Origin of the sequence: Arsenicibacter rosenii (genome assembly GCF_001870735.1) — a bacterium.
GTDB lineage: Bacteria > Bacteroidota > Bacteroidia > Cytophagales > Spirosomataceae > Arsenicibacter > Arsenicibacter rosenii.
This window is the reverse complement of sequence record NZ_MORL01000032.1, coordinates 30,429-54,704: the sequence shown is the minus strand read 5'-3', so window position 1 is coordinate 54,704 and position 24,276 is coordinate 30,429. Positions and strand designations below refer to the sequence as shown.

General features: G+C 50.6%; 17 protein-coding genes and 2 pseudogenes. 9 read left to right on the top strand and 10 right to left on the bottom strand.

Features of this window, described 5'->3' with window-relative positions; translation table 11 throughout:
• From BLX24_RS27680 to sufD, 3 genes are all read left to right on the top strand, one after another.
• On the top strand, positions 1–2,484 hold a 2,484-nt coding region (locus BLX24_RS27680; RefSeq protein ID WP_143092837.1), incomplete at its 5' end, for a DUF11 domain-containing protein.
• A 220-nt stretch (positions 2,485–2,704) separates the two neighbouring features.
• A complete protein-coding gene (gene sufC, locus BLX24_RS27675) occupies positions 2,705–3,463 on the top strand; it encodes a Fe-S cluster assembly ATPase SufC (RefSeq protein ID WP_071506480.1) in 759 nt (252 codons plus the stop codon).
• Positions 3,464–3,549: 86 nt separating this feature from the next.
• Positions 3,550–4,884 (top strand): Fe-S cluster assembly protein SufD, encoded by a 1,335-nt coding sequence (sufD, locus tag BLX24_RS27670; protein ID WP_071506479.1) that lies wholly within the window; start codon positions 3,550–3,552, stop codon positions 4,882–4,884.
• Positions 4,885–5,182: 298 nt separating this feature from the next.
• Here sufD and BLX24_RS27665 read toward each other — a convergent pair whose 3' ends face one another.
• A complete protein-coding gene (locus BLX24_RS27665) occupies positions 5,183–5,605 on the bottom strand; it encodes a secondary thiamine-phosphate synthase enzyme YjbQ (protein WP_071506478.1) in 423 nt (140 codons plus the stop codon).
• Between the two features lie 43 nt (positions 5,606–5,648).
• Here BLX24_RS27665 and BLX24_RS27660 point away from each other — a divergent pair, with 43 nt between their 5' ends.
• From BLX24_RS27660 to ctlX, 3 genes are all read left to right on the top strand, one after another.
• Complete coding sequence (locus BLX24_RS27660; protein WP_071506477.1) at positions 5,649–6,410, top strand: creatininase family protein; 762 nt, start codon at positions 5,649–5,651, stop codon at positions 6,408–6,410.
• A 44-nt stretch (positions 6,411–6,454) separates the two neighbouring features.
• Positions 6,455–7,924: an arginine deiminase family protein gene (locus BLX24_RS27655; RefSeq protein ID WP_071506482.1), complete on the top strand. Its 1,470-nt coding sequence runs from the start codon at positions 6,455–6,457 to the stop codon at positions 7,922–7,924.
• A 91-nt stretch (positions 7,925–8,015) separates the two neighbouring features.
• Entirely contained in the window at positions 8,016–8,945 is a 930-nt protein-coding gene (gene ctlX / locus BLX24_RS27650) for a citrulline utilization hydrolase CtlX (RefSeq protein WP_071506476.1), read from the top strand.
• Between the two features lie 118 nt (positions 8,946–9,063).
• Here ctlX and BLX24_RS27645 read toward each other — a convergent pair whose 3' ends face one another.
• Complete coding sequence (locus BLX24_RS27645) at positions 9,064–11,235, bottom strand: T9SS type B sorting domain-containing protein (protein WP_071506475.1); 2,172 nt, start codon at positions 11,233–11,235, stop codon at positions 9,064–9,066.
• Positions 11,236–11,947: 712 nt separating this feature from the next.
• Positions 11,948–12,787, bottom strand: coding sequence for an AraC family transcriptional regulator (locus BLX24_RS27640; protein ID WP_071506481.1), 840 nt, complete (start codon positions 12,785–12,787; stop codon positions 11,948–11,950).
• Between the two features lie 232 nt (positions 12,788–13,019).
• Between BLX24_RS27640 and BLX24_RS27635 the strand changes: the two genes are divergently transcribed.
• On the top strand, positions 13,020–15,518 hold the full coding sequence (locus BLX24_RS27635; RefSeq protein WP_071506474.1) for a sigma 54-interacting transcriptional regulator: 2,499 nt from the start codon (positions 13,020–13,022) through the stop codon (positions 15,516–15,518).
• 12 nt (positions 15,519–15,530) lie between these two features.
• Here BLX24_RS27635 and BLX24_RS27630 read toward each other — a convergent pair whose 3' ends face one another.
• From BLX24_RS27630 to BLX24_RS27620, 3 genes are all read right to left on the bottom strand, one after another.
• Positions 15,531–17,789: a tetratricopeptide repeat-containing sensor histidine kinase gene (locus tag BLX24_RS27630; protein WP_071506473.1), complete on the bottom strand. Its 2,259-nt coding sequence runs from the start codon at positions 17,787–17,789 to the stop codon at positions 15,531–15,533.
• A 162-nt stretch (positions 17,790–17,951) separates the two neighbouring features.
• A complete protein-coding gene (locus tag BLX24_RS27625; RefSeq protein ID WP_071506472.1) occupies positions 17,952–18,422 on the bottom strand; it encodes a Dps family protein in 471 nt (156 codons plus the stop codon).
• 79 nt (positions 18,423–18,501) lie between these two features.
• Positions 18,502–19,443 carry a ring-cleaving dioxygenase gene (locus tag BLX24_RS27620; protein WP_071506471.1) on the bottom strand — a complete coding sequence of 314 codons (942 nt, stop codon included), beginning with the start codon at positions 19,441–19,443 and terminating at the stop codon, positions 18,502–18,504.
• A gap of 311 nt (positions 19,444–19,754) precedes the next feature.
• Between BLX24_RS27620 and BLX24_RS32325 the strand changes: the two genes are divergently transcribed.
• Both BLX24_RS32325 and BLX24_RS27605 read left to right on the top strand, forming a co-directional pair.
• Positions 19,755–20,393 (top strand): hypothetical protein, encoded by a 639-nt coding sequence (locus BLX24_RS32325; RefSeq protein WP_143092836.1) that lies wholly within the window; start codon positions 19,755–19,757, stop codon positions 20,391–20,393.
• Between the two features lie 184 nt (positions 20,394–20,577).
• A pseudogene (locus BLX24_RS27605) lies at positions 20,578–21,208 on the top strand (ISLre2-like element ISRsl1 family transposase); the annotation flags it as partial.
• Between the two features lie 178 nt (positions 21,209–21,386).
• Here BLX24_RS27605 and BLX24_RS27600 read toward each other — a convergent pair.
• From BLX24_RS27600 to BLX24_RS27590, 4 genes and pseudogenes are all read right to left on the bottom strand, one after another.
• A complete protein-coding gene (locus tag BLX24_RS27600; RefSeq protein ID WP_177225934.1) occupies positions 21,387–21,809 on the bottom strand; it encodes a hypothetical protein in 423 nt (140 codons plus the stop codon).
• A pseudogene (locus BLX24_RS33690) lies at positions 21,751–22,092 on the bottom strand (IS1 family transposase). The gene BLX24_RS27600 and the pseudogene BLX24_RS33690 overlap by 59 nt, the downstream one beginning before the upstream one ends.
• A gap of 253 nt (positions 22,093–22,345) precedes the next feature.
• On the bottom strand, positions 22,346–23,056 hold the full coding sequence (locus BLX24_RS27595; RefSeq protein ID WP_071506467.1) for a LytR/AlgR family response regulator transcription factor: 711 nt from the start codon (positions 23,054–23,056) through the stop codon (positions 22,346–22,348).
• Positions 23,053–24,090: a sensor histidine kinase gene (locus BLX24_RS27590; protein ID WP_143092835.1), complete on the bottom strand. Its 1,038-nt coding sequence runs from the start codon at positions 24,088–24,090 to the stop codon at positions 23,053–23,055. Before BLX24_RS27590 ends, BLX24_RS27595 begins: the two co-directional genes overlap by 4 nt.
• Positions 24,091–24,276 lie beyond the last annotated feature (186 nt).

Genomic DNA, 24,276 nt, shown 5'->3' with positions numbered 1-24,276 from the left:
ACCACGGCCGTTGGGGTACAGACCCTGTCGCTTGTCTGTGGTAACGGAACCTGTTTAAGCCCGACCAGTATTCTGAACCTGAGCGTGGTGGCTCCGCTGCTTCAGGTATTGCAGGGAGGACTGGTGTGTGTAGGGCAGAACCTGTCCTTAACCGTTCTGCCGGGCAACTTCAGTCTGGCCAACCCGCTGATCCGTGTGGGTGTGAGCGGTCCGGCCAATACAACGGTGTCTGTCTTAGGGCCGGATGGTGCTTTAACGGTAAGCGGCCTGACATCGGGTACAACCACACTAACGGTTAGTGTCAGCGTGGCGGGTACTCAGGTGCTCAGTCTGCCGTTGCCGGTGACGACGCTGCCCATCCCGTTTGCTCCATCGCTGCCATCGACGCTGACGGCCCTCGTTGGCAGTACGTTATCCTTATCGGGCCTGTGTCCGACCGGTACGCTGGGTACGCTGCTGAATCCGCTGCAAAACGTCATTCCCATATCAACCACGGCCGTTGGGGTACAGACCCTGTCACTCGTCTGCGGTAACGGAACCTGTCTGAGCCCGACAAGCATCGTCAACCTGTCAATTGTCGCGCCAATCGTACAGGTACTGACCAGCACGATTGCCTGCATTAACGGACCGCTGTCGCTGACGCTGTTACCGGTCAACTTCGGGCTGACGAATCCGCTCATTCAGCTGGCCGTAACCGGTCCGGTAGGGGCCACCATCTCGGCGCTTGGTCCGGACGGTGTCTTAACGGTCAATGGTCTGCCAACCGGCCCGTCAACGCTGACGCTGACCGCCAGTGTGCTGGGGAATCCGGTACTGACCTTGCCGATTCCGGTGAATGTGGGCAGCTTATTGCCACCATCATTACCCACAACGCTGACAACAGTGGTAGGCAGCACGGTATCCCTGACCGGCCTGTGTCCGGCCGGGACATTGGGAACACTGCTGAATCCGGTGCAGGGCATCGTACCGGTATCGACTTCAGCACTTGGCGTACAGACCTTGTCGCTGGTTTGCGGTAACGGAACGTGTGTGAGCCCGACGACGATCATCAACCTGACGGTGGTGGCGCCATTGCTGGATGTTGCATTAAACAATGTGATTTGTTTGGGGCAGACCCTGTCTCTGACGCTGGTACCGCTTAATTTTGGCCTCACCAACCCGCTCGTTCAACTGGCCATAACCGGTCCGGTAGGTGCTACGGTCAGTGCGGTAAACTCAGCCGGTGTAGCTACCGTCGACGGATTACTGAGCGGCACCCAGGGCTTAACTGTCACGGCGAGCTTGCTGGGCAGTCCGGTGCTGACACTGGTCATTCCGGTGTCTGTCGGCATCGGAAATACCTTAGCGGTCACTGCTTCGAGTCAGACCGCAACGGCCGGGCAGAGTGTCACCCTGACGGCTACCGGTTGTCAGAGCGGGACGCTGACCTGGTCGGCAGGCAGCCAGTATAACGGGCAGCCGAATATTATTGTCAATCCGGTAGTCACCACTACCTACACCGCTTCCTGTGCAACCGGTCAGTGCGTAGCCACTGGTTCGGTGACCGTCAGTGTGAACGAACAGACATCGCTCTCCATCGTAAAACTCGTGAGTGCCAGTCGTGCCAAAGTAGGTGATCTGATCACGTATACGCTGATTGTCAGTAACGGTGGGCCGAGTGCAGCAACCAATGTTGTGGTTCGCGATTCTGTAAGCAGCGGATTAGCGATTCAGACTGGTTCAATCAACGTGTCGACCGGTACGTTCTCGCCCGGAAATCCGGTGAGCCAGTGGACTATTCCAAGCCTGCCGGCGAGTGCGACCGTTACTCTGGTATTTTCTGCCAGCATCACGGAAGAAGGTGTGGTCTACAACACGGCGATAATTCCGGGAGCTATTGCAAAAGTTTGTACCTCAGTACCAGTAAAAGTCTGTGCGGGAGCTACTTTTGAATATGAACTTTCTGCGCCTGCCGGTTACAGTTTATATCAATGGTTCTTTAAACCGGTTACAGGTTCTGAAGTGAAAGCATACGAAGGCCCGGTCAATACATTTACAGCAACGGCCTTTGGTGAGTACCGGGTTGTGGTAAACGATGCACCGGGGTTATGTCCGGATCTGTCCTGCTGTCCGGTTGTGATTGAAGCCGACAGCGTACCGCTCTTCTCGGTAATGGCGAAGTCGCCAACCTGTATTGCGAGCCAGCCGCAACAAAACGGCCAGCTGACGGTAACGGGCCTGGGCGATCCGACCTCATACAGCGTTGCGATCTCGGCGGGAGGCAGCTTCACGACGGTAAATCCGGTGCTGACGGCGATACCGGCCAATGGCGTGATTGCGGCTAACCTCGCGGGGGATCAGCCATATACCGTCCGGGTATATAGTGCACTGGGTTGCTACCGGGATGTCCGGGTAGATGTGGTAACCAATTGCCAGTGCCCGGCGGAGATCTGTGTACCGGCCGTAATCCGGAAAACGAAATCAAGGGTAGCGACGCTGCCATAAACGATCTCCTTTGGTTCGATGCCGAAGGAATAAGCAAGTATGTCAGGCAAGCCCGGCTCAGATGAAGCCGGGCTTCTTTGCATCTGCTTGTCAGGGTTTTATTTGCATTTCAGAAGCCACAAAATCAACTTTTATTAACTCATTTTTGTTGGTTACGTAGAATCAATCTGATTTAGCGCTACTTTTGCAGTTCTTTTACAGCCGTTACGACTGACCTATTATGCTTACTATCAGTAATTTGCAGGCCTCGATTGGGGAAAAAGAAATTCTAAAGGGCATTAACCTTGAGGTGAAAGCCGGTGAGGTTCATGCGATTATGGGCCCGAATGGCTCAGGAAAAAGTACACTGGCATCGGTACTGGCGGGTCGTGAAGACTACGAAGTAACCGCAGGGAGTGTTCTCTTTGATGGAAAAGATTTATTAGAACTGGCACCCGAAGAGCGGGCTGCCGAAGGTATATTCCTCGCCTTTCAGTATCCGGTTGAGATTCCGGGTGTAAGTACAACCAACTTCCTGCGGACGGCGATGAACGAAATCCGCAAGTATCGTGGCCAGGACGCCCTGGATGCCGTTCAGTTCCTGAAACTGATGAAGGAGAAAATGAAGCTGGTAAATATTGACCAGTCGCTCCTGAGCCGTTCCCTGAACGAAGGATTTTCGGGTGGTGAGAAAAAACGCAACGAAGTATTCCAGATGGCGATGCTGGAACCGAAACTGGCAATCCTGGATGAAACCGATTCAGGGCTGGATATCGATGCCCTGCGGATTGTGGCCGAAGGCGTCAATAAACTGCGCTCTCCGGAACGCTCAACAATCGTTGTTACCCACTATCAGCGTCTGCTGGATTATATCGTACCCGACTACGTACACGTATTGTACAAAGGCCGCATCGTGAAGTCGGGGCCGAAAGAACTGGCGTTCGAACTGGAAGAAAAAGGCTACGACTGGATTAAGGCTGAAGTCGAATACCAGCAGTAAGCTGTAGCAGTATCGCATTGACCGAAACCGTTGTTCAATAAACCTACTGCCGGGCGTGAGCCTCAGCAAACTGCTACCAAACAATTATGACTCCCAATTCTCAATCATATACCCGGACCTCTCCGCTGAAAGACCAGTTGCTGGCCGCTTTTCAGGTGACTGAGGAACGAATCAATGGCGAAAGCAAGTCTGCCGTGCATCAGGTGCGCCGGGCAGCCCTGCAACAGTTTGATAAACTGGGCTTTCCGACCATTAAGCACGAAGAGTGGAAGTATGCCAATGTAAAGAACCTGATTCAGGAATCGTTTGAGCTGGAAACCCCTTCCACCTTATCGGCCGATGACCTGCATACGCTGGAAATCCCGAACCTGTCAGGTAATATCCTTTACTTTGTGAATGGTCGCTACAAACCGGAGATGTCGACCATCGTTAGTCCGGCTTCGGACGTGCAGATTCTGAGCTTCGCCGAAGCGCTGAAATCACAGCCGGAAACGATCAACAACTACTTTGCGCGGCAGGCCGACTATCAGGAAAATGCCTTTACGGCCCTGAATACGGCATTTGCCCACGACGGGGTATTTATCCGTGTGCCGGACGGAAACGTAGTAGAGCAGCCGATTATCCTGCGCTACATCAATGACGCCCGCGAAAAAAAGGTCGCTGCCCAGCCGCGTAACCTGATTATTGTCGGTCGCAGTGCAAACGTAAAAATTGCTGAATCGTACCGCTCACTGGGCGATATGGCCGCTTTTACCAACGTAGTGACCGAAATCACGCTGGCGCGTGAAGCCAATGTAGAGCATTATAAAATACAGAACGATACCGATACGGCTTACCACATCGGGACAACACAGGTGCATCAGGCCGATAATAGTCACTTTTATTCAGCAACGGTTACGCTGAACGGCGGCTTTGTCCGGAACAACCTGAACATCGTCCTCGACGGGGAATACTGTGAGGCCTACATGTACGGTCTGTATATCCCGAACGGCCGTCAGTTTGTCGATAACCACACGCTGGTCGATCACGCCAAACCGAACTCATACAGCAGCGAGCTGTATAAGGGCATTCTGGAAGAGAAATCGACGGGGGTATTCAACGGCAAGATCTTTGTGCGTCAGGATGCGCAGAAAACCAACGCGTACCAATCGTGTAAAAACGTGGTGTTGTCGCCGGAAGCGACGATGAATACCAAGCCGCAGCTTGAAATCTTTGCCGATGACGTGAAGTGTTCGCACGGAACAACAACGGGTATGCTCGACGATGAGGCGCTGTTCTACATGCGGTCACGGGGTATCCCGCGGGCCGAAGCACAGGCCTTGCTGATGTACGCATTTGCCCAGGACGTGCTGACCCAAATCAAAATAGAACCAATCCGCGAGTATCTGAGTACAGTAGTTGCCCGGAAACTGGCGATGTAAGCATACCAGCGATGGCAGGAAAGCGGCTCAGGCATCTGAGCCGCTTTTTTTGTGACAATACAACTGCATGTGCTGTACCTGACGGCACAGCGACGGGGATTTAATGTTTTGTGGGAACCGACGTTCTACCGACGCCTGCGGCTGTTGTGGCCCTACGGGCCATTGGTTTGCCATATTATGGCAACATCATACCAGATGCTATCAGTTTATCCAAAATCAAGGATCAGAGCCCATCCAGTATCCAATATCTACAGTATCCAGAACATCCAGCATCTAGTATCTAAAAAAATATCCGGTTTTAACTTCCCCAGGCCGTCAGCACGAGCGTGCGGCTGCCGCCGTGGTTGCGGTGTTCGCAGAGGTAGATGCCTTGCCAGGTGCCCAGGTTCAGCTGTCCGTTCGTGACCGGAATCATCACCGAAGAGCCCAGTACCGACGCTTTCAGGTGCGCGGGCATATCATCAGACCCTTCGTAATCGTGCTGATAGTAGGGCATATTTTCGGGAATCATCTTGTTAAAGTGCGTTTCAAAATCAACGCGGACGGTCGGATCCGCGTTTTCGTTGATGGTCAGACTGGCCGATGTGTGCTGAATAAAGACCTGTACCATGCCTGTTTTCAGTTGCCGGAGTTCCGGAAACTCGCGTTCGATGGTGCGGGTAATCAAATGAAAGCCCCGTGAGCAGGGTTGTAACCGGATTGTTTTCTGAAAGCAATTCATTCGTCGTAGCTTTGCCTGAATCATTAAACCAAATACGTACCTGGTGCGACCATATATTTTAGCCGAAACCAACTGGAAAGCCGTCAAAGATACATCGTTTGACCTCGCTATTCTGCCGTGGGGCGCCACTGAGGCCCACAATTACCACCTGCCTTATGCAACGGACGTATACGAAGCCGACGCTATTGCAGCCGGATCTGCCCGGAAAGCCTGGGAGCAGGGGGCGAAGGTGATCGTGCTGCCAACGATTCCGTTTGGTGTGAATACAGGACAGACGGATATTTTGCTCGACATCAACATGCACCCCGGCACCCAGCTGGCTGTGCTGAACGACATCGTGGAGGTCCTGAACCGGCAGGGGATCTACAAGCTTCTGATCCTGAACAGCCATGGCGGCAACGACTTCCGGCAGATGATCCGTGAACTGGGCGTGCGGTTCCCGAAGATGTTTATCAGTACCTGTTTCTGGTTCAATGTCCTCGACCGGTCGGCGTTTTTCGACGTAAAAGGAGACCATGCCGATGAGCTCGAAACCAGCGTGATGATGCACCTGCACCCGGATCTGGTACTGCCGCTTGAGGAAGCCGGCAACGGCGACGCCAAACGCTGGAAAATCACGGCATTCCGTGAAGGATGGGCCTGGGCGGAGCGGCAATGGTCGAAGGTCTCGGACGATACCGGCATCGGCAACCCGAAGCAGGCAACCCCCGGAAAAGGCGAACGCTATATGGAGGCCCTGACATCGAAAATAAGCGAATTGCTCGTTGAACTCGCCGCCGCCGACCTCGACGACCTGTATGAATAAACGGCTTTCTGTGTATCTTGCCGGAAACATCGACGAAACATGTTATGCAACATGGCAAAACCACAGAGAAGGCGTTTCAACTAAATGTATCTTCGGAAATCGGTACGCTCCGGCGGTTACTGATCCATAGTCCGGACCGGGGCCTTGGGAAGGTAATCCCTTCCAAAGCCCAGGACTGGCTGTTTGAAGACATCGTTCACCTCGATACGATGCGACGGGATGAATACGACTACTACGTTAAGATTTTGTTGTATTTTCTGGATCCTGATAAAGTAAGGGGGCGTATTGCAGAACTGGGTCCGGCCAGCGACCGCAACTTTTTCAAGCCTGATCACCCCGCCTATTTTGCGTCCGACAAAGTCGTTGACGTGCAGTGTCTGCTGTCGGATATTCTGGCGGATGAGGTCATTAAAACCAAGTTGGTGGCAGCCATCTGCGGGATTGAGCGGACCTCGTTTGCCGCTCAGCAACGGCTGCAAAGCTACGATCCGGTCGAGCTGGCCAAGATCCTGATATCCGGCACCCTGCCCGACGACGCCATGACGATGATTTTTGCGCCGGTGCCCAACTTCATCTTTACCCGCGACATAGGCATTGTCATCAACGACCATATTCTGCTCAATAAACCCGCAAAATATGCGCGCACACGGGAGGCCCTGCTCACCCAGTATATCTTTTTCCACCATCCGCTGTTTGCTCCGTACCGCGATAATATCATCGAAATTCCGGACAACGAACACGTGTTCCTGCTGGCCGATTCGGAGGTTAACAAAGACCTGACCCGCTCAACGCTGGAAGGAGGCGATGTGATGATGATTGCCCCACGGCACCTGCTGATCGGTGTCAGCGAGCGGACGACGCTCTACGCCGCCCAGCAGGTCATGCGTATCGTCTTTCAGAAAAACCTGGTCGATACGGTAACCGTTATTCAGATTCCGAAAAAGCGCGATTACATGCACATCGACACCATTTTTACGCAGGTGAAACGGAATGTGTGGGTGCTGCTGGCATCGCTCGGCCGGACCGGCGACGAAGCTAAAAAACGGGATGTGATTCATTTTTTTGCGCCGAAAGACGTATCGGAAGACCTTAAGATACTTCAGTTTATCAAAGGGCTGGAGCATAAGCCCATCGAAATCGAAAACCTGGAAGACCTGCTCGCCGATATCAGTAAGAATGATCTGGGCAGTACGGAGCCCGTACAGTTTATTTATTCCGGCAACAACGAGTTTCCGTTTGGTGCCCGCGAACAGTGGACTGATTCGTGTAATCTGCTGGCCCTGAAAGATGGGGTGGTCATTGGCTATGACCGTAATGACAAAACGCTGGAAGCTTTCCGGACCAAGGGGTTTGACGTCTTGAAAGCCAGTGAGTTGCTGGAACGGTTTGAGCGCGGGGAGAGTTCGCCCGAAACCATTGAAAATACGTTTATCATGCTGCCATCGGCCGAGCTGAGCCGTGCCCGTGGCGGGTCACACTGCATGAGCCTGCCCCTCTGGCGGGAGAAGTTGTAGGGCATGTTGCCTGCGGCTACCGGAGTTTTTGTAATTTTATGGCGCTGAATGGCATTTTGCCAATACCCTCTGACTTTTGACAAACTAACCTATGCAGTCACAAACCACCTCACGCATACTCATGATTCGGCCCGTACAGTTCGGTTTTAACCAGCAAACCGCTGAATCAAATGCCTTCCAGAATGCGGAACTGGCCGAAGAAACCAAAGAAACGGCTCAGGAAGTAGCACTTCGGGAGTTCGACGATATGGTACGCCACCTGACGGCTGCCGGCGTTGATGTGATGGTGTATGACGATACCGCCGATCCGCATACACCTGATTCGGTTTTCCCCAACAACTGGGTGTCGTTTCACTTCAGCGGGAAGGTAATTCTGTATCCGATGCAGGCCGAAAACCGGCGGGCCGAACGCCGGCAGGACATTATCGACGATCTGGCTACGCGTTTTATCGTTGGCAGCGTGGTCGACCTGAGCGCGTACGAAAAGGAGGGTAAGTTTCTGGAAGGCACCGGTAGCCTGGTACTCGACCGGATGAACCGGGTTGCCTTTGCCTGTTTGTCGCCCCGCACGGATGCGGAGGTGCTCGCTGCCTTTGCCGAAAAGACCGGTTACCGGGCCGTGGCATTTCACGCGGTTGATGCCGGTGGTAAGCCTGTTTATCACACCAATGTGGTGATGTGTATAGGCGATACGTTTGCGGTGATCTGCCTGCAGGCCATTCCCGATATCGACGAGCGGCTGGCGGTGCGGCAGGAACTGGAGACGCTGGGAAAACGGGTAGTTGAAATTACGCCGGAGCAGATGGCAAGCTTTGCGGGCAATATGCTGCTGGTCAATACGCAGAAGGGGCAGAAACTGCTGGTAATGTCTGATCAGGCCTATAAGTCACTGACAGACAAACAAATCGATGTGCTGGACGACTACGCACGGATTATGCATTTCGACTTATCGATGATCGAAGGCAACGGCGGTGGCTCTGCCCGCTGCATGATGTGTGAGGTGCATTTGCCGTTGAAGTAGAACTGATAATCAACCTTCCGGGAAGTTAAAAATAAAAACTGCCATGCGGTTTTGTTTCCGGAAGGTTGATTGACTAAGATAAAATTGCTTTTGAAAATTACCGTCGCAGATCGGTATGCTACAAGACTACTAATATAGAATTTCGGTATGTGTGTATTTCACCACTATTAAATTCTATGCTGAGTATATAATTATAAACGCCTTGTGTTACAATTGTAGCATTTTTATATTCTCCGTTCCATAGCTTTTCTCCGCTTTTTATTATAACGCCTTCTGGAATGTTAAATACGGATGTTCCCCATCTGTTAAAAACTTCAAAATGTTTTATTTTTATAGTATTGTCAGGGAAAAATATCGGTAGAAAATCATTAATTCCATCATCGTTAGGGCTAAAAGCTGTCGGTATATATATCGTATTGATGCAATTTGATTTTACTGTTATTTTTTGTGAAGATATACAATTCTTGCTGTCTTTTACATAAACTTCATAATCGCCGCTTGTTAAAAAATCAAAGTTCGAGGCAGGAATAAAATTGATATTATCAATAGAGTATAATAGTGGCGCAACTCCACTGTCTGCTTCTATTATTAGTTTTCCATCAGCCATTCCACAAGTTGCCGGTTCGGCCTTGATAAAAGATATTTTCGGGCTACTACTGCTTGTTATCTGTACTGGTTTATTATCCATACAGTTCAGTGAGTCTTTCACAACAATATTGTAGTAGCCTGATTTTAAATTGTTAAAGATGTTAGAGTAGGTGAAATATTTGCCATTGTTGCTGAAGGTTAAGGTTCCTTTTCCGCCGGAGGCATTTATCGTTATGGACCCATTTGTTAAATTACAACTAGTCCCATTTTCAATAACTGAAATGATTTCCGGCGCGCTACTTGAATTAATTATTATATTTTTAGAATATTTGCATCCATTCGCGTTTTTTAGATAGATTGTATAGTCGCCATGTTGTAAATTATTGAATTGGTTAGAATTTTGATAACTTATGTCATCGAGGCTGAACGTATTGTTACTGCTATTAGCAATAACCGTAATACTTCCATTTGACTTACCACAACTTGTATTCTTAACGTCAATTTTATCGAGTTCTGGCACAAGATCAGACGGTATTATAACCACAGTATCCAATAAGCAACCTGTTTGATTGCGAACAGTTATTTTATGTCTACCATTTTCCAGATTTAAGAATATGTTACTGTTTTGAAAGTTTTGGTTGTTAATGGCAAACTCGAATCCGGTTGGATCCATTATATTGACCTGAATCGATCCGTTTTTATTATAACACCCTGACGATGTTAAACGTATTTTTTCGATTTCTACCGTTTTCTTTAGGTTAAGAGTAATAACTGCGGTGTCAGCACAAAAGTTATTTCCTACTATATATTGAAATTTATAAACGCCACCCGGTAGATTTTCTGATGCTAAAATTCCGGAACTTGTTATCGGATTTATATCGTTGCTGTTTCTCCAAAAGCCATCGCTATCGTTCTGTCTGAGATATTGATTCAGATCTAGTTTCACTAAAGCGTTATAACATAACGAAATCGTAGAATCTTTACCTGCTTTTTTTCTAATCGGCCTCGATGATTCAGCAAGAGAAGCTGCGCCGCCAATTCTATTGACAGGCAGTGTGCATACTTGTTTAGCTCTTGCATTTTTTATATCTATCTCATAGATTTGATTATCTCCTGTTGCAAAAACCTTCGGCCTGTCTCCGTTACAATCTGTACCTCCAACGGTTATAATGCCTAAAATACTCGGAATATTTACATTTCCTATTGGTCTGGATTCTGAAATATTTATCAAATTTATGAGTACCAAATTGCCGGAAGCACCTGCAAGATATAGATTTCCTTCGTAAAAAGTTAAATCCCCGCCAGAGGAATATCCACAGTTTCCGAGTGATATGGAACGCCCGTCTTTAGGATTTATTTTATAAATATTTCCGTTATAACTCGACGCATATAAGTAACCATCATATCCATAAACTAAGGCGTTAAGGGTATATGGGTATGTGGAAATTATTTCTCCGGTACCATTAGCCTTGTTCAGCAAATATAGATTATTCTTACTTGAAATACCGTAAAGTTGTCCATCTGGCGACATTGCTAAGTCGTACATATAATTTGGCATTTCACCAATGGCCTTTGATGTACAGTTATCCAGATCGACTAAATAAAGTTTAGTATCAAATAAACTGTGAATATAAAGTTCATTTTGTGAATAGCCCTTGACGAAGCTAAAACAGAACATTATAAACGCGAATAAAGATCTCATATTTAGTAACAATAGATGGTGAAAGTCCTCATTGCTATGGTTAGGTAAGTGTATCAGATATATTCCTTTTGTCCCTTACTTTGACTGTTAAGTTACCTTTTACTATCTGATCCGCTTTGTGCTCTATAGGTGCCTGAGTGTAGCGGTGCATTTTTTTTAATGTTAGCATGGTGTCTGTAGTCAAATAGCAAACAAAAATAATGTAAATATATAAATTATTTAATATGTAAAGATAAACAAAACAATCTCTCCTGCTAAAATCAGATTGGCGGTTAAACAAAACAGAATCCTACAACAAAAACGAGCTTAGGTTGCGGTTCCGGACAAGACCGCTCCGCTTTTCCGTAACCATCTCTTTCGTTACCAACAAATGAGTGTTAGGGCCAATGATGTCAGGTATGTCGAAATAAAGCCGGCTTCTTCCATGTCGGTCATCTTCATGGCCTTTCGCTCGGTAATACCAGGTATTTTTAGCGGAAAGCGCCTGCGGGCCCTGCCAGATCTACAGGCAGGAGCTGGAAGCGCCGGGAAAACGGGTGACTGAGATTACGCCGGAGCCGATGGCAAGCTTTGCGGACAATATGATCGAAGGCAACGGCGGTGGCTCTGCCCGCTGCATGATGTGTGAGGTGCATTTGCCGTTGAAGTAGAACTGATTTTACCTTCCAGGAAGCAGTCCTGTTCCCGGAAGGCTTTCAAACGAACGGCACCATCACTGGCTAATCTGACAGCGGCGGTAATTAGTCGGCGTGTCGTGGTAATACCGTTTGAAGAGTTTGTTCAGGTGACACACATCCGAAAAACCGAACTCATCGGCGATTTGAGACACGGTCATGCTGCTGAGTGTCAGACGGGTTTTGACCAGCCGGAGCCGGTGCCGGATGATGTACTGCTGGATAGACTCGCCGGCGTGTTTTTTGAAGAGGGCTCCCAGATGACCCGGCGAATAGTTAAAGACATCGGCCATTTTCTCGATGCGCAGGTGATCGGGTTCGGTAATGTGCTGCGATACATACCCGATTACGCGTTTGATCAGCAATGGCGAGGCCTGTGGGGGACACACCGCCACTTGCTGCGCCAGTAACCGGTCTGTCAGACTAAGCACGGTGGTCATCAGCAGATTTACAACGGGATTGACCAGCCGGTCGTTTGTCGGCTGGACCTCCGCGAATAAAATATCGGTCAGGGCCGCAATGTGGCGTTGACCAGCCGGATTGGCCGCGAACCGGACAGGTTGGGCTGATGGCCGCGCACCGAGACTGGTCCACTGCTGCCCGCTCGTGGTCATCAGGTCGGCCAGATACACCGGCGTAAAGGCTATGCGTTGCCATTGCGTATGCTGCTGCACTTCCAGACAATGTATATCTTCCGGAAAAATCAGAATGACATCTCCCGCCTGATAGGGTAGCCGGGAATCGTTAATGAGCTGGTTTCCTGTGCCCGATCTGACAATCAGTAATTCGTAATGATGTGGCATATGCCGCTGACTGGTGCCGGACGATAGCTCCTGTTGCCGGATAACGAGTGGTTCATGCAGGGTTGAGTAAGACATAATCACATGATTTGTTAACATGAAGCAGGCCAATACACCTGTCTGTACGATTACAGTGCCAACCTGTAGGTAATCATGTGTATTTGTGTTAAGTTGCTGATGGATAAGTGTTTATGTGGGAGGTAGGAGCCGGGGGCTTCCTCCAAAATAATAGAAGCTCCAATATATTGGAGATTGATAATGGAGTTGGCGGACGGTTGTATCTTTACAGTAGCAACCAGATACAGCCCACATGAGCTTTCTTACTGAACCGGCGGCACTCCCTTCGCTCTTAATCGTTGAGGATGAGTTTCTTATTGCCCATGATCTCCGGCGTATGCTGACAAAAGCCGGTTATCAGGTCGTGGGTCTGGCTTGTTCGGTCGAGGAAGCAAAAGCCAGTATTGACGAACAGCGGCCCGATATTGTATTGCTGGATATTTTCCTCTCCGGCGCCCGGACCGGGATCGACCTGGCCCACTGGCTCAACCGGTTCGCTATTCCGTTTGTGTACCTTTCTGCCAACCTGACCGACGGCATTCTGGAAGCGGCCCGGGTAACCCAGCCGTTTGGCTTTCTGACCAAACCATTCCGGGAAAAAGATGTGCTGACAACACTCGACATTGCACGCTATCGGCACGCCCATTCGGAGGAGGCAAAACTCCGGCAGCAGCAGACCATACAGATTGCGGTGAACAACGCCATTGTTACCATTCAGGACCGTGAAGCGTTGTGTCTGGCCATTGCTCGGCAACTTAATCAGCTGGTGCCGTTCGGGTACCTGAATCTGCGGATTGGTTTACCGGATGAATCGTCGTTTTATTGGCTGATGCTGGAAAAATACGCCGACGATACCTTCGGACGGGTAAACCTGGCGGCGTTGCTGCGGAACGAACCCGATGAACTGTTGTTTGAAAAACTGGACCGCGAAGCCCCCGACCGGCTTGGCGAGGTAAAGGGCGTTTTTACCGGCGAAGCATTTGATCTGCTCTGCGAAACCTACATTACCGCCCGGTCGTGCCGGGATAATTTCGGTGTCCGGTCGCTGGCACTTTTTCCCGTGCAGCTGAAGCGTAATTCCTTGACGACAATTATTTTATCGAAGACAGATGCCGATGGCTTTACGGAAAGCGATTATCAGGCCGTTAACCTGGTCATCCCACAAATTGCCCTGGCGCTGGAAAATCTGCTCGCCTACGAAGAACTCGAAGCCCGCCGACAGATTAAGGCTATTGAACTCGCCATTGTGCATGCGTTCCGGAACGGCATTAACCGGGAGGCGATCCTGGCAGAAGTGGCGCAGGCTATCAATGGACTCATACCGGTTGATCTGGCAGGAATGTATCAGCTGGATGGTACTGCGCAGACCGGCAGCACGGTACAGAAAGAAAACGGCCATTTTGTGCCTGTTGCCGGTCAGGGCCTGCCGTCGCTGTTTGCCGGTGATGACACCGCACAGGCCGATCTGCGGGTACTGCTGCTGAAACCGGCCCTACACGTTGGGATTCCGTTTTCCGGCGCACTTCCGAATGAGTTTTACCGCAAAAACAGCGACCTGCAATCTTCCATGTATGTGCCTGTTTTTATCAAAGACCAGCTGATGGCGTCACTGGTGCTGGCCAGTAAGGCACCGTTTGCCTTTACCTATAAAGACCTGCGTACAATGCAGGACCTCAGTGTGCAGATGGGGCTGGCCCTGGAAAATCTATTGGCCTTCGAGCGGATTAAAACCCTCAGCGAACAGCTGGAACTCGAAAAAATATACCTGACCGAGGAACTCAAAACAAACCATAATTTCGGGGAAATCATCGGGAGCAGCCCTGCTATTCAGGCTGTTTTTACCAACGTAAGCCAGGTGGCGCCGACGGAGGCAACGGTGCTGATCATGGGGGAGACCGGAACCGGAAAAGAACTGGTTGCCAGAGCCATTCATACCCTCTCGGCGCGGAAAGAGCGGGCTGTGGTGAAAATCAACTGTGCGGCCCTGCCTGCTCAGCTGATTGAATCGGAGTTGTTCGGGCATGAAAAAGGCAGTTTTACCGGAGCAACCGAAAAGCGGATCGGCAAGTTTGAACTGGCTAATGGCGGCACTTTATTCCTCGACGAGATCGGTGAGTTGCCGCTCGAACTACAGGCCAAATTATTGCGGGCAATTCAGGAAAAGGAAATTGAACGGATCGGCGGAAAAGGACCCATCCGGATTGATACCCGCATCATTGCCGCCACAAACCGGAATCTGCAGCAGGAGGTGGCCGAAGGGCGTTTCCGGTCAGACCTGTACTACCGGCTCAATGTATTCCCGATCCGGGTACCCGCCCTGCGCGAACGTCCGGAAGACATACGCCCGCTGGCGGTGTATTTTCTGCGCCGGATCAGCAAAAAGCTGGGCAAGCCGCTGACGGGTATTGCGGGCGATTCGCTGCTTCAACTGCTGGCCTATTCGTGGCCGGGCAACATCCGCGAACTTGAGCATGTGCTGGAACGGGCGGCTATTCTGTCACAACCCCCGACACTCCGGCTGGCCGAACCGTTATCGCCGGCCGGTCTGTCGGCACCCGTTTATGGCGGGCCGCCGGTTTCGGGCGACATACAGCCCATTGAAGAAACCATGCGGGCGGCCATCCTGGCTGCCCTGAAAAAATCGGGCAACCGCATACGGGGGCATGGCGGGGCGGCCGAGCTGCTGAATCTGAAACCGACAACGCTGGAAGCGCGGATGAAAAAACTGCATATCCACATGCCGCGCCGGTAAGAACAGGCGGTATCAGGCTGCGTTAAACGTCAGCTGAATCCGGACGCCACCGTCGTTCTGAATAGAGAGCTGCCCGCCGAGCTGCTGGCTCAGCCCGCGGATCATCAGCAGGCCGAGGGTGTTGCTGCGTGCCGTGTCGAGGCTGTTGGGGAAGCCAACACCGTTGTCGCAGATAATTAGCCGGCAGATGGCCGGTCCGGGGGCGCTCAGGGTGATATGAAGGCTGCCGGATGCCTGGACGGGGAAGGCGTATTTAAGCGAATTGGTTACGGCCTCGTTGATAATCAGGCCGATGGGTATGGCTCTGGTTACGTCCAGACTGACATCATCGATATCCAGGTTGGTCTGAACGGGTATCCGGAGGCTGTATGAGCTCAGGAGATGGTCGGTCAGTTCGCGGACAAATTCCGGCATGCTTACCAGCGACAGGCTGTCGGTCTGGTATAGTTTCTGGTGAATCAACGCCATGGCATTCACCCGGTTCCGGCTGTCCAGGATGGCGGTCAGCGCCTGCGGGTCTTCCAGAAAGTCGGCCTGCGCATTCAGCATGCTGATGATGATCTGCATGTTGTTTTTTACGCGGTGGTGAATTTCTTTCAGCATCCATTCCTTCTCCGCCAGCAGGTGTTCTTTTTCCTGTAAAATCTGCTCCAGCGAGCTGTTTTTGAGGTTAATTTCAATCTGCTTGGCTTCGAGCAGCCGGTTGCTGCGTTGTTTGAGCCGGTAGCGGTTATAGAGCAGCGCCGACAGCAGAATCAGCAAGGCCGAACCGGCAATGATGCTGTTGCGTTGCAGGTCCTTCGCACGGATGCGCGCCTGCTGGAGCTGGTTTTGCCGGGTCAGCAGCGCAATATCCTGTTCTTTTTTGCGGGTGTTGTAGCTGATTTCCAGATTGGCGATTTGCTGGCTTTTCCGCTCGTTAAAGATAGAGTCGCTGAGGGCTTTGTATTTCTGGTAGTGGGCAATGGCGGCAGGGTAATTCTGTTGTGCCGAGTCTACCTTAAACAGCTGCAGGTGCACGCTGGGCGTTCCCCGCACATAACCCGCTTCTTTCAGCATATCCATTGCCCGCCCCAGGTAGTAGCGTGCCTGATCGTACTTCTGTACCTTGACGAAAAACGTACCGGTCTTGATGTGGGCAGCAATGGCAGCATTATCCAGCGGGGCTTTTTTGGAGCGGGTTGCCAGCATTTTCAGGTAATAGTGCTCCGCCAGCCGGTATTGCTTCAGGGCCGAATAACAGTCTGCCAATGTCATGTACACCTGCGACCATTCGTTCGAGGCGGGCGGCAGGGGATATTGCCGCAGAATCCGTTGATAAAACGTCAGCGCGGCCTGCGGACTGTCATGCGCAATCAGCACACTGGTTATGCTGTGGGCAATGTTGTGCACCATCATCGCACTGTTATCCCGGGCAAACAGGTCAAGGGCTTTGTGGTAGTGCGTAAGGGCGGTCTGCCATTGTTTTAATTCGTCGTATAAAACGCCTAAACTTAGGTGGAAACTGCTGAGATACATACTGTCTTTGCTGGCAGTGGCACTTTCCAGGGTAAGCAGCATGTACTTCAGCGCCTGATCGTAATTGTTCAGATTATTATGGTAAATGGAGCCAAGCAGATCGTAGGTGTAATGCAGGTTCGGGTAATGAATGGAGCGGTACATGGCCAGTACCTGCCTTAATTCCTGTTCGGCCTGTGCCGGATGCCCCTGCAAGAGGTGCATATCCGCAATATTTTTGAGCATATAGGCCTGATCAGCCACCTGCCCCGCCTGCCGGAACAAGGTCATGGCCTGCTCGTAGCAGCTTATTTTTTCAGGGAGCTCCTCCGCGTTACGGCCATAGAGCTGACCCAGATAATACCAGGTCGCTGCCTGCCTGCTCAGCATACCTTGTCGGACGTACTGAGCCAGTACCTGCCGGAGCAGGGTTTCGGCGGTTTTCCGGTCGCCGCGAATGCCGGCCAGCCGCCCCCGGGCACACAGGCTCCGAATCCGGCCGTCGGTATACCCGAGTGCTTCACTTAGCCGGGTTGCCTGCCGGATATACTGCTCTGCATCAACCGGATCAATTTCAAGTTCTTCGTACCGGGTAATCTGATCGTTGCTCAGCAGCAGCAGGGCATCCACGCGGCTTCTTGTCTCCCGCTTTGATTGTAACGTGTGCTTCAGGCTGTCAAGGGTATGTGGCCGTAGCAAGGGCACCAGCGGCTCCGACATTGCCAGGGAAACCGTACAGAGCAAACCGGTGATGAGAAAACAGAAGCGGATCATAAGCGTGGCCGGAAAACCGGAATGTCAGGCAGAAAAACAAAAATAAAACAGCTGGCCCGGAATCCGGTACGAACGTGCAGAAAACAGCAGCCACAGATACCGTTACCGGATCTGTGGCTGGGCCTGAAACAGAGTACGTTCAGGTAAAAAAGAGTAAGTAGGTTATTTGAGATGGGCGCGCAGCATCCAGGCTGTTTTTTCGTGAGTACCCAGCAGACCGGTAATAAAATCACCCGTACCGGCGTCCTTGTGGGCATCCTGAAACGCGTTGATTGACCCGCGGATAGAGGTGATAATGCTTTCGTGATCGCTTAGCAGCTGTTTCAGCAGGCTGCGGCTGTCATTACCGCCTTCAGTCTGTTCGCTGAGGTGCGTAAGCTGAAGGAACTGCTTCAGCGTACCCGGCGCATAATGATCAAGCTGCCGGATGCGTTCGGCTACCGAATCGACGATCTCCGCTGCTTCGGTATACAGCGTTTCCAGATACAGATGCATGGCGTGGAAATCAGGGCCTTCCAGATTCCAGTGCGCGTTGAGGGTTTTGGTATACAACACGAATTCATCGGCCAGCAGTTGGCTCAGCTGATGGGCGACTACTTCGCGGTTCTGGTCAGAAATTCCGATTGTCTGCATGGGAGAGGGAAAAATAGGGTTGCTTTACTGATCAAGGAGGTTAAGATGCATAAGGGACTGGCAGAGGGCGTTAAATGACTTACCGGCTTTTGAGCACCGGAAGTGCTTTCTCGATCCGCGCACGGGCACCGGCATACTGCTCCGGTAGTTTCAGGGCAGTACCCAGTTGTTCCAGCGGCTCGTCGACGGTAAAGCCCGGATTATCGGTGGCAATCTCAAACAGCACGCCGCCCGGTTCACGGAAGTAGAGCGAGAAAAAGTAGTCGCGGTTAATTTTCGGGGTAATCTGGAGACCGCTGCTCATGATTTTTTCGCGGAATGCCATCTGTACCTCTTCATTGGCTACCCGGAACGCTACGTGGTGGTTGGTCCCGGCCGCGTTACGCCCTGCCGAACCGCCCGGTTCTTCGAGCAGGTCCACAATCGAGGCCGTGGATACTGTATCAGTTTGAAAACGATAGCGGTTGCCTTCCTGCCCGATTAGCCGGTAGCCGAAAATGTCGGTCAGTACGCGGGCCGTCGGGTCAATCTCCCGAAGCGTCAGCGTAACACTGTGGAAGCCACGGAGCGCCGATTCCCGGTCAATGGCGCCGGTGGTCCAGCCTGGCCGCTGATCGGCCAGGCCAGGTACGATAAGGGTTATATGGAGGCCGTCGGGGTCGGTAAAGGGCAGGTATGTTTCTCCGAAGCGTTCACCGGCTTCGCCGGTTGGTACACCCAGTTCGCGGAACCGGGCCTGCCAGAACGCAAGGCTGCTGTCGGGTACCGCATAGCCGATTTCGGTGGCCATACCGACACCGTTACGCCCCTGACCAATGCCTTCCCACGGGAAAAACGTCAGGATGGTGCCGGGTGTGCCCTGCCCGTCGCCGTAGTAGAAATGATACGTGCTGGGATCGTCGAAATTGACGGTTTTTTTGACCAGCCGCAGGCCGAGCGTCTGCGTATAAAAATCGTAGTTGCGCTGCGCATTATTGGCAATGGCCGTAATATGGTGAAGGCCTGAAATCACGTTGCTCATAGTGTCGGTATCGGGTTTTGTCCGGCACAAAAGCGGGTACAGATACCCGCAGATGACCGGCTTTGGGCAGGCGGGCCGGTCTCCTCCGGATGAGGCTGCTCCGGGAGTACCTGACGCTGCTTAACGGGACAAACTTACGCGTGATTGACTGCCGGATGGCAGTACAAATCGACGGTTTTGCGGTATAAAGTGTGGAAGTTGGTCAGGTGTCAGGAGGTGGATGTTTCTCTGACTTCATTGAGCGTAGTTTTCATTACGGTCAACGGAAAAGTTTTATTCAGTATGAAGTTTTTTGTCTAGTTTTACTACCAATGAAATTAGCAGACACACAAATGAAGCTCTTATTGAATGTTGTTTTTGTACTTATTTGTTTTAGTAGTTGTGTAAGGCGACAATATTTGCCAAATGACAGTAAGTATAATTCAATCGCTACGCTGAACGATTCGATTTGGTATGGAACTGGAAAGATCAACCGGATAATTAGCCCTGGTGAACGTATAGAAGATTCAAAGCTAATTGATTTGTATATCCAGACAGATATTCCTTATAAAGGTTTGAGTGCCGGGCCAAATAAACCCACCCATAATGGATGTGTTGATTCAGATTGTATTGTTACTCAGTCTTTGTTAATACAAAATATTCCTCTGAAAAAAGGAAAGTATCGTTTAGGGAAACTAATGAAGCTTACTGAAAGTAGCTATCCTGGCCGGTTTGAATATATTGGTAATTCGGGCGGGGTTAATAAACGATACCTTGATACGGGCTCAAAATCCAATTGGGTACGCATTAATAAAATTGATAAGAATACGGGTTTTGTCGACGGACAGATCGCCTTCACCTTTAAAGAGGATTCGGCTCTTTTTGCCCGTATAGATAATGATATGCCATTGTATCTGGAATTTAAAAACTGCCTGTTTCGCATTAAAATAAAAGATGTTTTTTTAAAATAATAAAAATAACGATTCAAGGACATTTATCTAAGAATAATGCCCGGGTTAGGCTTCGTTTGACCTCGGTCCATTGCGGGTATTGTAAGGCAGGGTAAGGGGACAACCACAGTTCATAATATCTGTAAAAATGTTGGTTAGGTAGGGGTGCATTTCAAATTGTCGCCTAATGTCATTAACTTAGAGCATGACTGAAGATGAATACATGACCTTGGCCCGCCAAAAATATCAAGCCTTGCAAGCACTTAAAAGCAAGCCAACCTTCTACGACTACGAAAAGTCGTTTGATGAAATTTGGCAGGAACTAGGCTGACAAGTACTGGAAAAAAGTCTAAGCGATGTGCCGAATGACCGACGTAAAAAAAAAGATGGCAACCCGGTACGGCCAGATACAAATCGCTAATAGTGAATTGTTTAGCCAACACCCGAACGGATTTGGTATTAGTCCATACTTACAGGAAAAGCTTGTCTTCCCTGGCCAGTTAGAGGTTTATGATCAGGCCGCCGAGGTGGCTCAAATCCTGTTAGGGCTTGTCATTGCATCAAGTCAGATCTACCGACTTACCAATCACTATGGAGCCGCCATCGAAGCGGATTTAGATCAACCTGTAGCTACCAGTCAAGCGCCCACTGGAATTGTCTATCTACAAGCTGATGGGGCCATGTTATTGACCGATGATGGGTACAAAGAAAACAAACTATCGCGTATCGTTAAAGCTACCGACCTCAAACAGAGTCCAGTAGCCGATCGGGGTGGCTACATTAAATCGTCGCTTTTTACGGCCCATTTAGGCACTGCCACTGACTTTGCCGCTAAGTTCTGGGGGCATTTGGATGCCTAATTCACTAAAAAACACACCGAACGGTGTGCCAAAATAGTGTACTTGTATGTTGATTTTCGGTTATACCAGTATTGGTTCTGGTATAAATTATGTCCGCCATTTACCGCTAAGAGAATAGATTTATATTAACTGGTTGCATCTGAAAGGCCTGGTGTCATTTGACAGGCTCATTGAAATCAGGATTTTCAATAGAATATTTTATCAATATACTGTCTCCAATAGATAGGTCAGGGTCTTGACTGTCTCCTTTATAGTCAACTAAACCAATCTTAAACTGATAAGAATAAGAAAATGTCTGAGTGACAGGGCTATTGCCATAAAAGTTCTTTTCATTAATTATAACGGCTTTCACCTTATTTGTTTTACCATCCAAAGTTTTAGATCTGGAGTTATTGATATAGATGAGATAAATCCAATAAGCGGGGATACCAAACAAGAATAATAAACCAAAAAAGTTTTTTACATTCCAAAATGATTCATTACTTGATTTGCTATTTTGTGTCATATTTTGCAGTGTCTTAATCTTGTTGATAGGCAAAGAAAAACTGGTTGATGAAAAGGCCAATAACCGCATCATGAACTAACACCGATTTCGAGAAACAGATCGTTCGCCGACACAACCGTTTAAGTCGGGTACGCAACGTTAGATGCTTCCCCTCAAGATGCTGCATGGCCGCTTAGCCCCCGGTTCGTATCGATTGATCCAGGCAGTCAAAATAGGCCCACCACGAATCAGTAAACCACCGCTCCACCCTAATCTGAGCCCCGGCTAGTACCTGTAGCAACTGCTCAAAGGTGCGATGACTACGACGGCCAAAGACAAAAGCAACTACTTCGCCTGTAACCGAGTCTTCTGACAAAGATACATCTAACAACAAGATTAGGCCACTACCAAATTATTTTCAATAAAGAGTATGTCGCCCCCGTTCTAACTCGCCTATTGTGAGCGATATAAATAAAACACGCCTTGCAGTCTGAAAGCTAGCCTGCCGTAAACAATCCATAGACGCGAACTGTCTGCCGCCGCAGGGTCTTCTGATTAAAAACTACCCCACATACAGGCTTACGTCTGGACGTAGTTTACACTACGTCCAGCGGAGATCGGCCAGTATATCAAACCCCCAGCTCCCGCAGAAACGCTTCGCGGTAATTGCTGCCGATAGGTATTTCGTGGGGGCCGACAAAAATGCGGTTGCCTTCGATATGGCTGATTTTCGATTTGTTCACCACAAACGACCGGTGAACCCGCAGAAACTGGCTGACCGGTAACAGGCCGGTGAAGCTCGTAAACGTCATGCCCGGCATGAGCAGGCCGGCCGTGGTGTTTATCCGGGTGTAGTTGCCGCTGGCTTCGGCAAACAGCAACTCGTCGTGGGCGATTTTGTAGATTTTGCCGTCGGCTTTGACAAACACATACGGCTCGGCAACCGGTTCCGGCGCTGTTTGCAGCACGGCTTGAACGGGCTGCAGGCGGTCAATGGCTTTGTCGACGGCTACGATGAACCGCTCCAGCGAAAACGGTTTGAGCAGGTAATCGCAGGCGGCCAGATCAAAGGCATCAACGGCGTATTCCTTGTAGGCGGTCGTGAAAATCACCTGGGGCGGGTTACGCAGCGTTTTCAGAAATGAAATGCCGCTCAGCACGGGCATGTTGATGTCCAGAAACAGGACATCAATGGGCTGCTGCTGCAAGACTGCCTTGGCTTCCAGTGCATTGTCACAGGAGGCCACGACGGTCAGCTGCGGGAGGTGTTTGCAGTATGCCGCGATGATGTCGCGGGCAATCGGCTCATCGTCGACGATCAGACAGGTGATTGATTTCATTTGATACGCACTTGTAATTGAACCGTATAAAACCCGCCCTCATCCTGAATTGACAGGTCGTGGGCATTGGGATAAAGCAGTTGCAGCCGCTTCCGGACATTGGCCAGGCCCAGTCCGCTCCGCCGGTTGAGGTCATTGCCGGTCTCTTCCTGCGGCGAATAGGTGTTCTTGACCAGCAACAAAACCGAGTTCCCCCAGCGTTTCATCGTAATATCAATCGAGATATGCGGGCCGGTTGTGTTGCGGGCGTGTTTAAAGGCATTTTCGATAAAAACGATCAGCAACATGGGGGCAATCCGCAGGCTTTGGTCCGAAACCGGTTCAATAGCGGTAGTCAGGTTAAGTTTGTTGCCAATCCGAAGTGATTCGAAATCAATGTAATTGTTGATGTACGCCACTTCGTCGGCCAGCGGCACAAACAGCTCTTTGGCGTCGTATACGGTATACCGTAACAGGTCTGATAGCTTCAGCAGCAGGGGCGGCGTTTTGTCGGGCTGTGTGATGGAAATGCCGTAGAGGTTATTCAGCGTATTGAACAGAAAATGCGGGCTGAGCTGGGATTGCAGCAGGTGCAGTTCACTCCGGCTGTGCTCGGCCTGCGCCCTGGCTTCCTGCAACTGATACCGCACGCGGTCACGGATCAGTTTGATCAGCATACCGGCGGCCACGCAGAAGAGAACGGCCGGTACTGTCAGAAAAAGCATATGCATAAAGGTAAGGCGGCGTTGCAGCGTAGCGGCAAAGTTGGCGCAGAGGGGGGCTGTGCCAACCAGAACCAGAATTAACACGGCAATCAGCCACTCCGGGATCCGTTTTCCGGACCATGCCATCGCCAGATAACGACCGCTGAAGACGCCGCTCAGCGACAACAGGGTGGCGGTGATGGCGGCTTCTTCATCGTCCATCGTGGTGATTGTCCGTGTGTACCGCCGGAAAATGATGTACAGCGGCAGCAGCAGGATCATACCCAACAGCACATGGGGAGACATCCCCAGGCGGGCGGCTAACCGGTGAAAACTATGGTCTTTGTTCACGGATTTTTTGAGCTGGTTTCTGCAAAACTGACGGACAAACAGGACATCGGTAAACCTGTCGGCCAGACACGGGCAAACAGGTGACGAAACACTGAAAAACGCGGACGAACGGCTTCGTCAGCCGGAATAGGGCGTCTGACCGCCAGCGACCGGGGTCTGTCAGCATTTGTTGGTATGGGCAAAGGT

Excerpts from the sequence above, each read along its gene's own strand:
- sufC (WP_071506480.1), top strand. The coding sequence starts at position 2,705 with ATGCTTACTATCAGTAATTTGCAGGCCTCGATTGGGGAAAAAGAAATT.
- sufD (WP_071506479.1), top strand. The coding sequence starts at position 3,550 with ATGACTCCCAATTCTCAATCATATACCCGGACCTCTCCGCTGAAAGAC.
- BLX24_RS27665 (WP_071506478.1), bottom strand. The coding sequence starts at position 5,605 with ATGAATTGCTTTCAGAAAACAATCCGGTTACAACCCTGCTCACGGGGC.
- BLX24_RS27655 (WP_071506482.1), top strand. The coding sequence starts at position 6,455 with ATGCAACATGGCAAAACCACAGAGAAGGCGTTTCAACTAAATGTATCT.
- ctlX (WP_071506476.1), top strand. The coding sequence starts at position 8,016 with ATGCAGTCACAAACCACCTCACGCATACTCATGATTCGGCCCGTACAG.
- BLX24_RS27645 (WP_071506475.1), bottom strand. The coding sequence starts at position 11,235 with ATGAGATCTTTATTCGCGTTTATAATGTTCTGTTTTAGCTTCGTCAAG.
- BLX24_RS27640 (WP_071506481.1), bottom strand. The coding sequence starts at position 12,787 with ATGTCTTACTCAACCCTGCATGAACCACTCGTTATCCGGCAACAGGAG.
- BLX24_RS27635 (WP_071506474.1), top strand. The coding sequence starts at position 13,020 with ATGAGCTTTCTTACTGAACCGGCGGCACTCCCTTCGCTCTTAATCGTT.
- BLX24_RS27630 (WP_071506473.1), bottom strand. The coding sequence starts at position 17,789 with ATGATCCGCTTCTGTTTTCTCATCACCGGTTTGCTCTGTACGGTTTCC.
- BLX24_RS27625 (WP_071506472.1), bottom strand. The coding sequence starts at position 18,422 with ATGCAGACAATCGGAATTTCTGACCAGAACCGCGAAGTAGTCGCCCAT.
- BLX24_RS27620 (WP_071506471.1), bottom strand. The coding sequence starts at position 19,443 with ATGAGCAACGTGATTTCAGGCCTTCACCATATTACGGCCATTGCCAAT.
- BLX24_RS32325 (WP_143092836.1), top strand. The coding sequence starts at position 19,755 with ATGAAATTAGCAGACACACAAATGAAGCTCTTATTGAATGTTGTTTTT.
- BLX24_RS27600 (WP_177225934.1), bottom strand. The coding sequence starts at position 21,809 with ATGATGCGGTTATTGGCCTTTTCATCAACCAGTTTTTCTTTGCCTATC.
- BLX24_RS27595 (WP_071506467.1), bottom strand. The coding sequence starts at position 23,056 with ATGAAATCAATCACCTGTCTGATCGTCGACGATGAGCCGATTGCCCGC.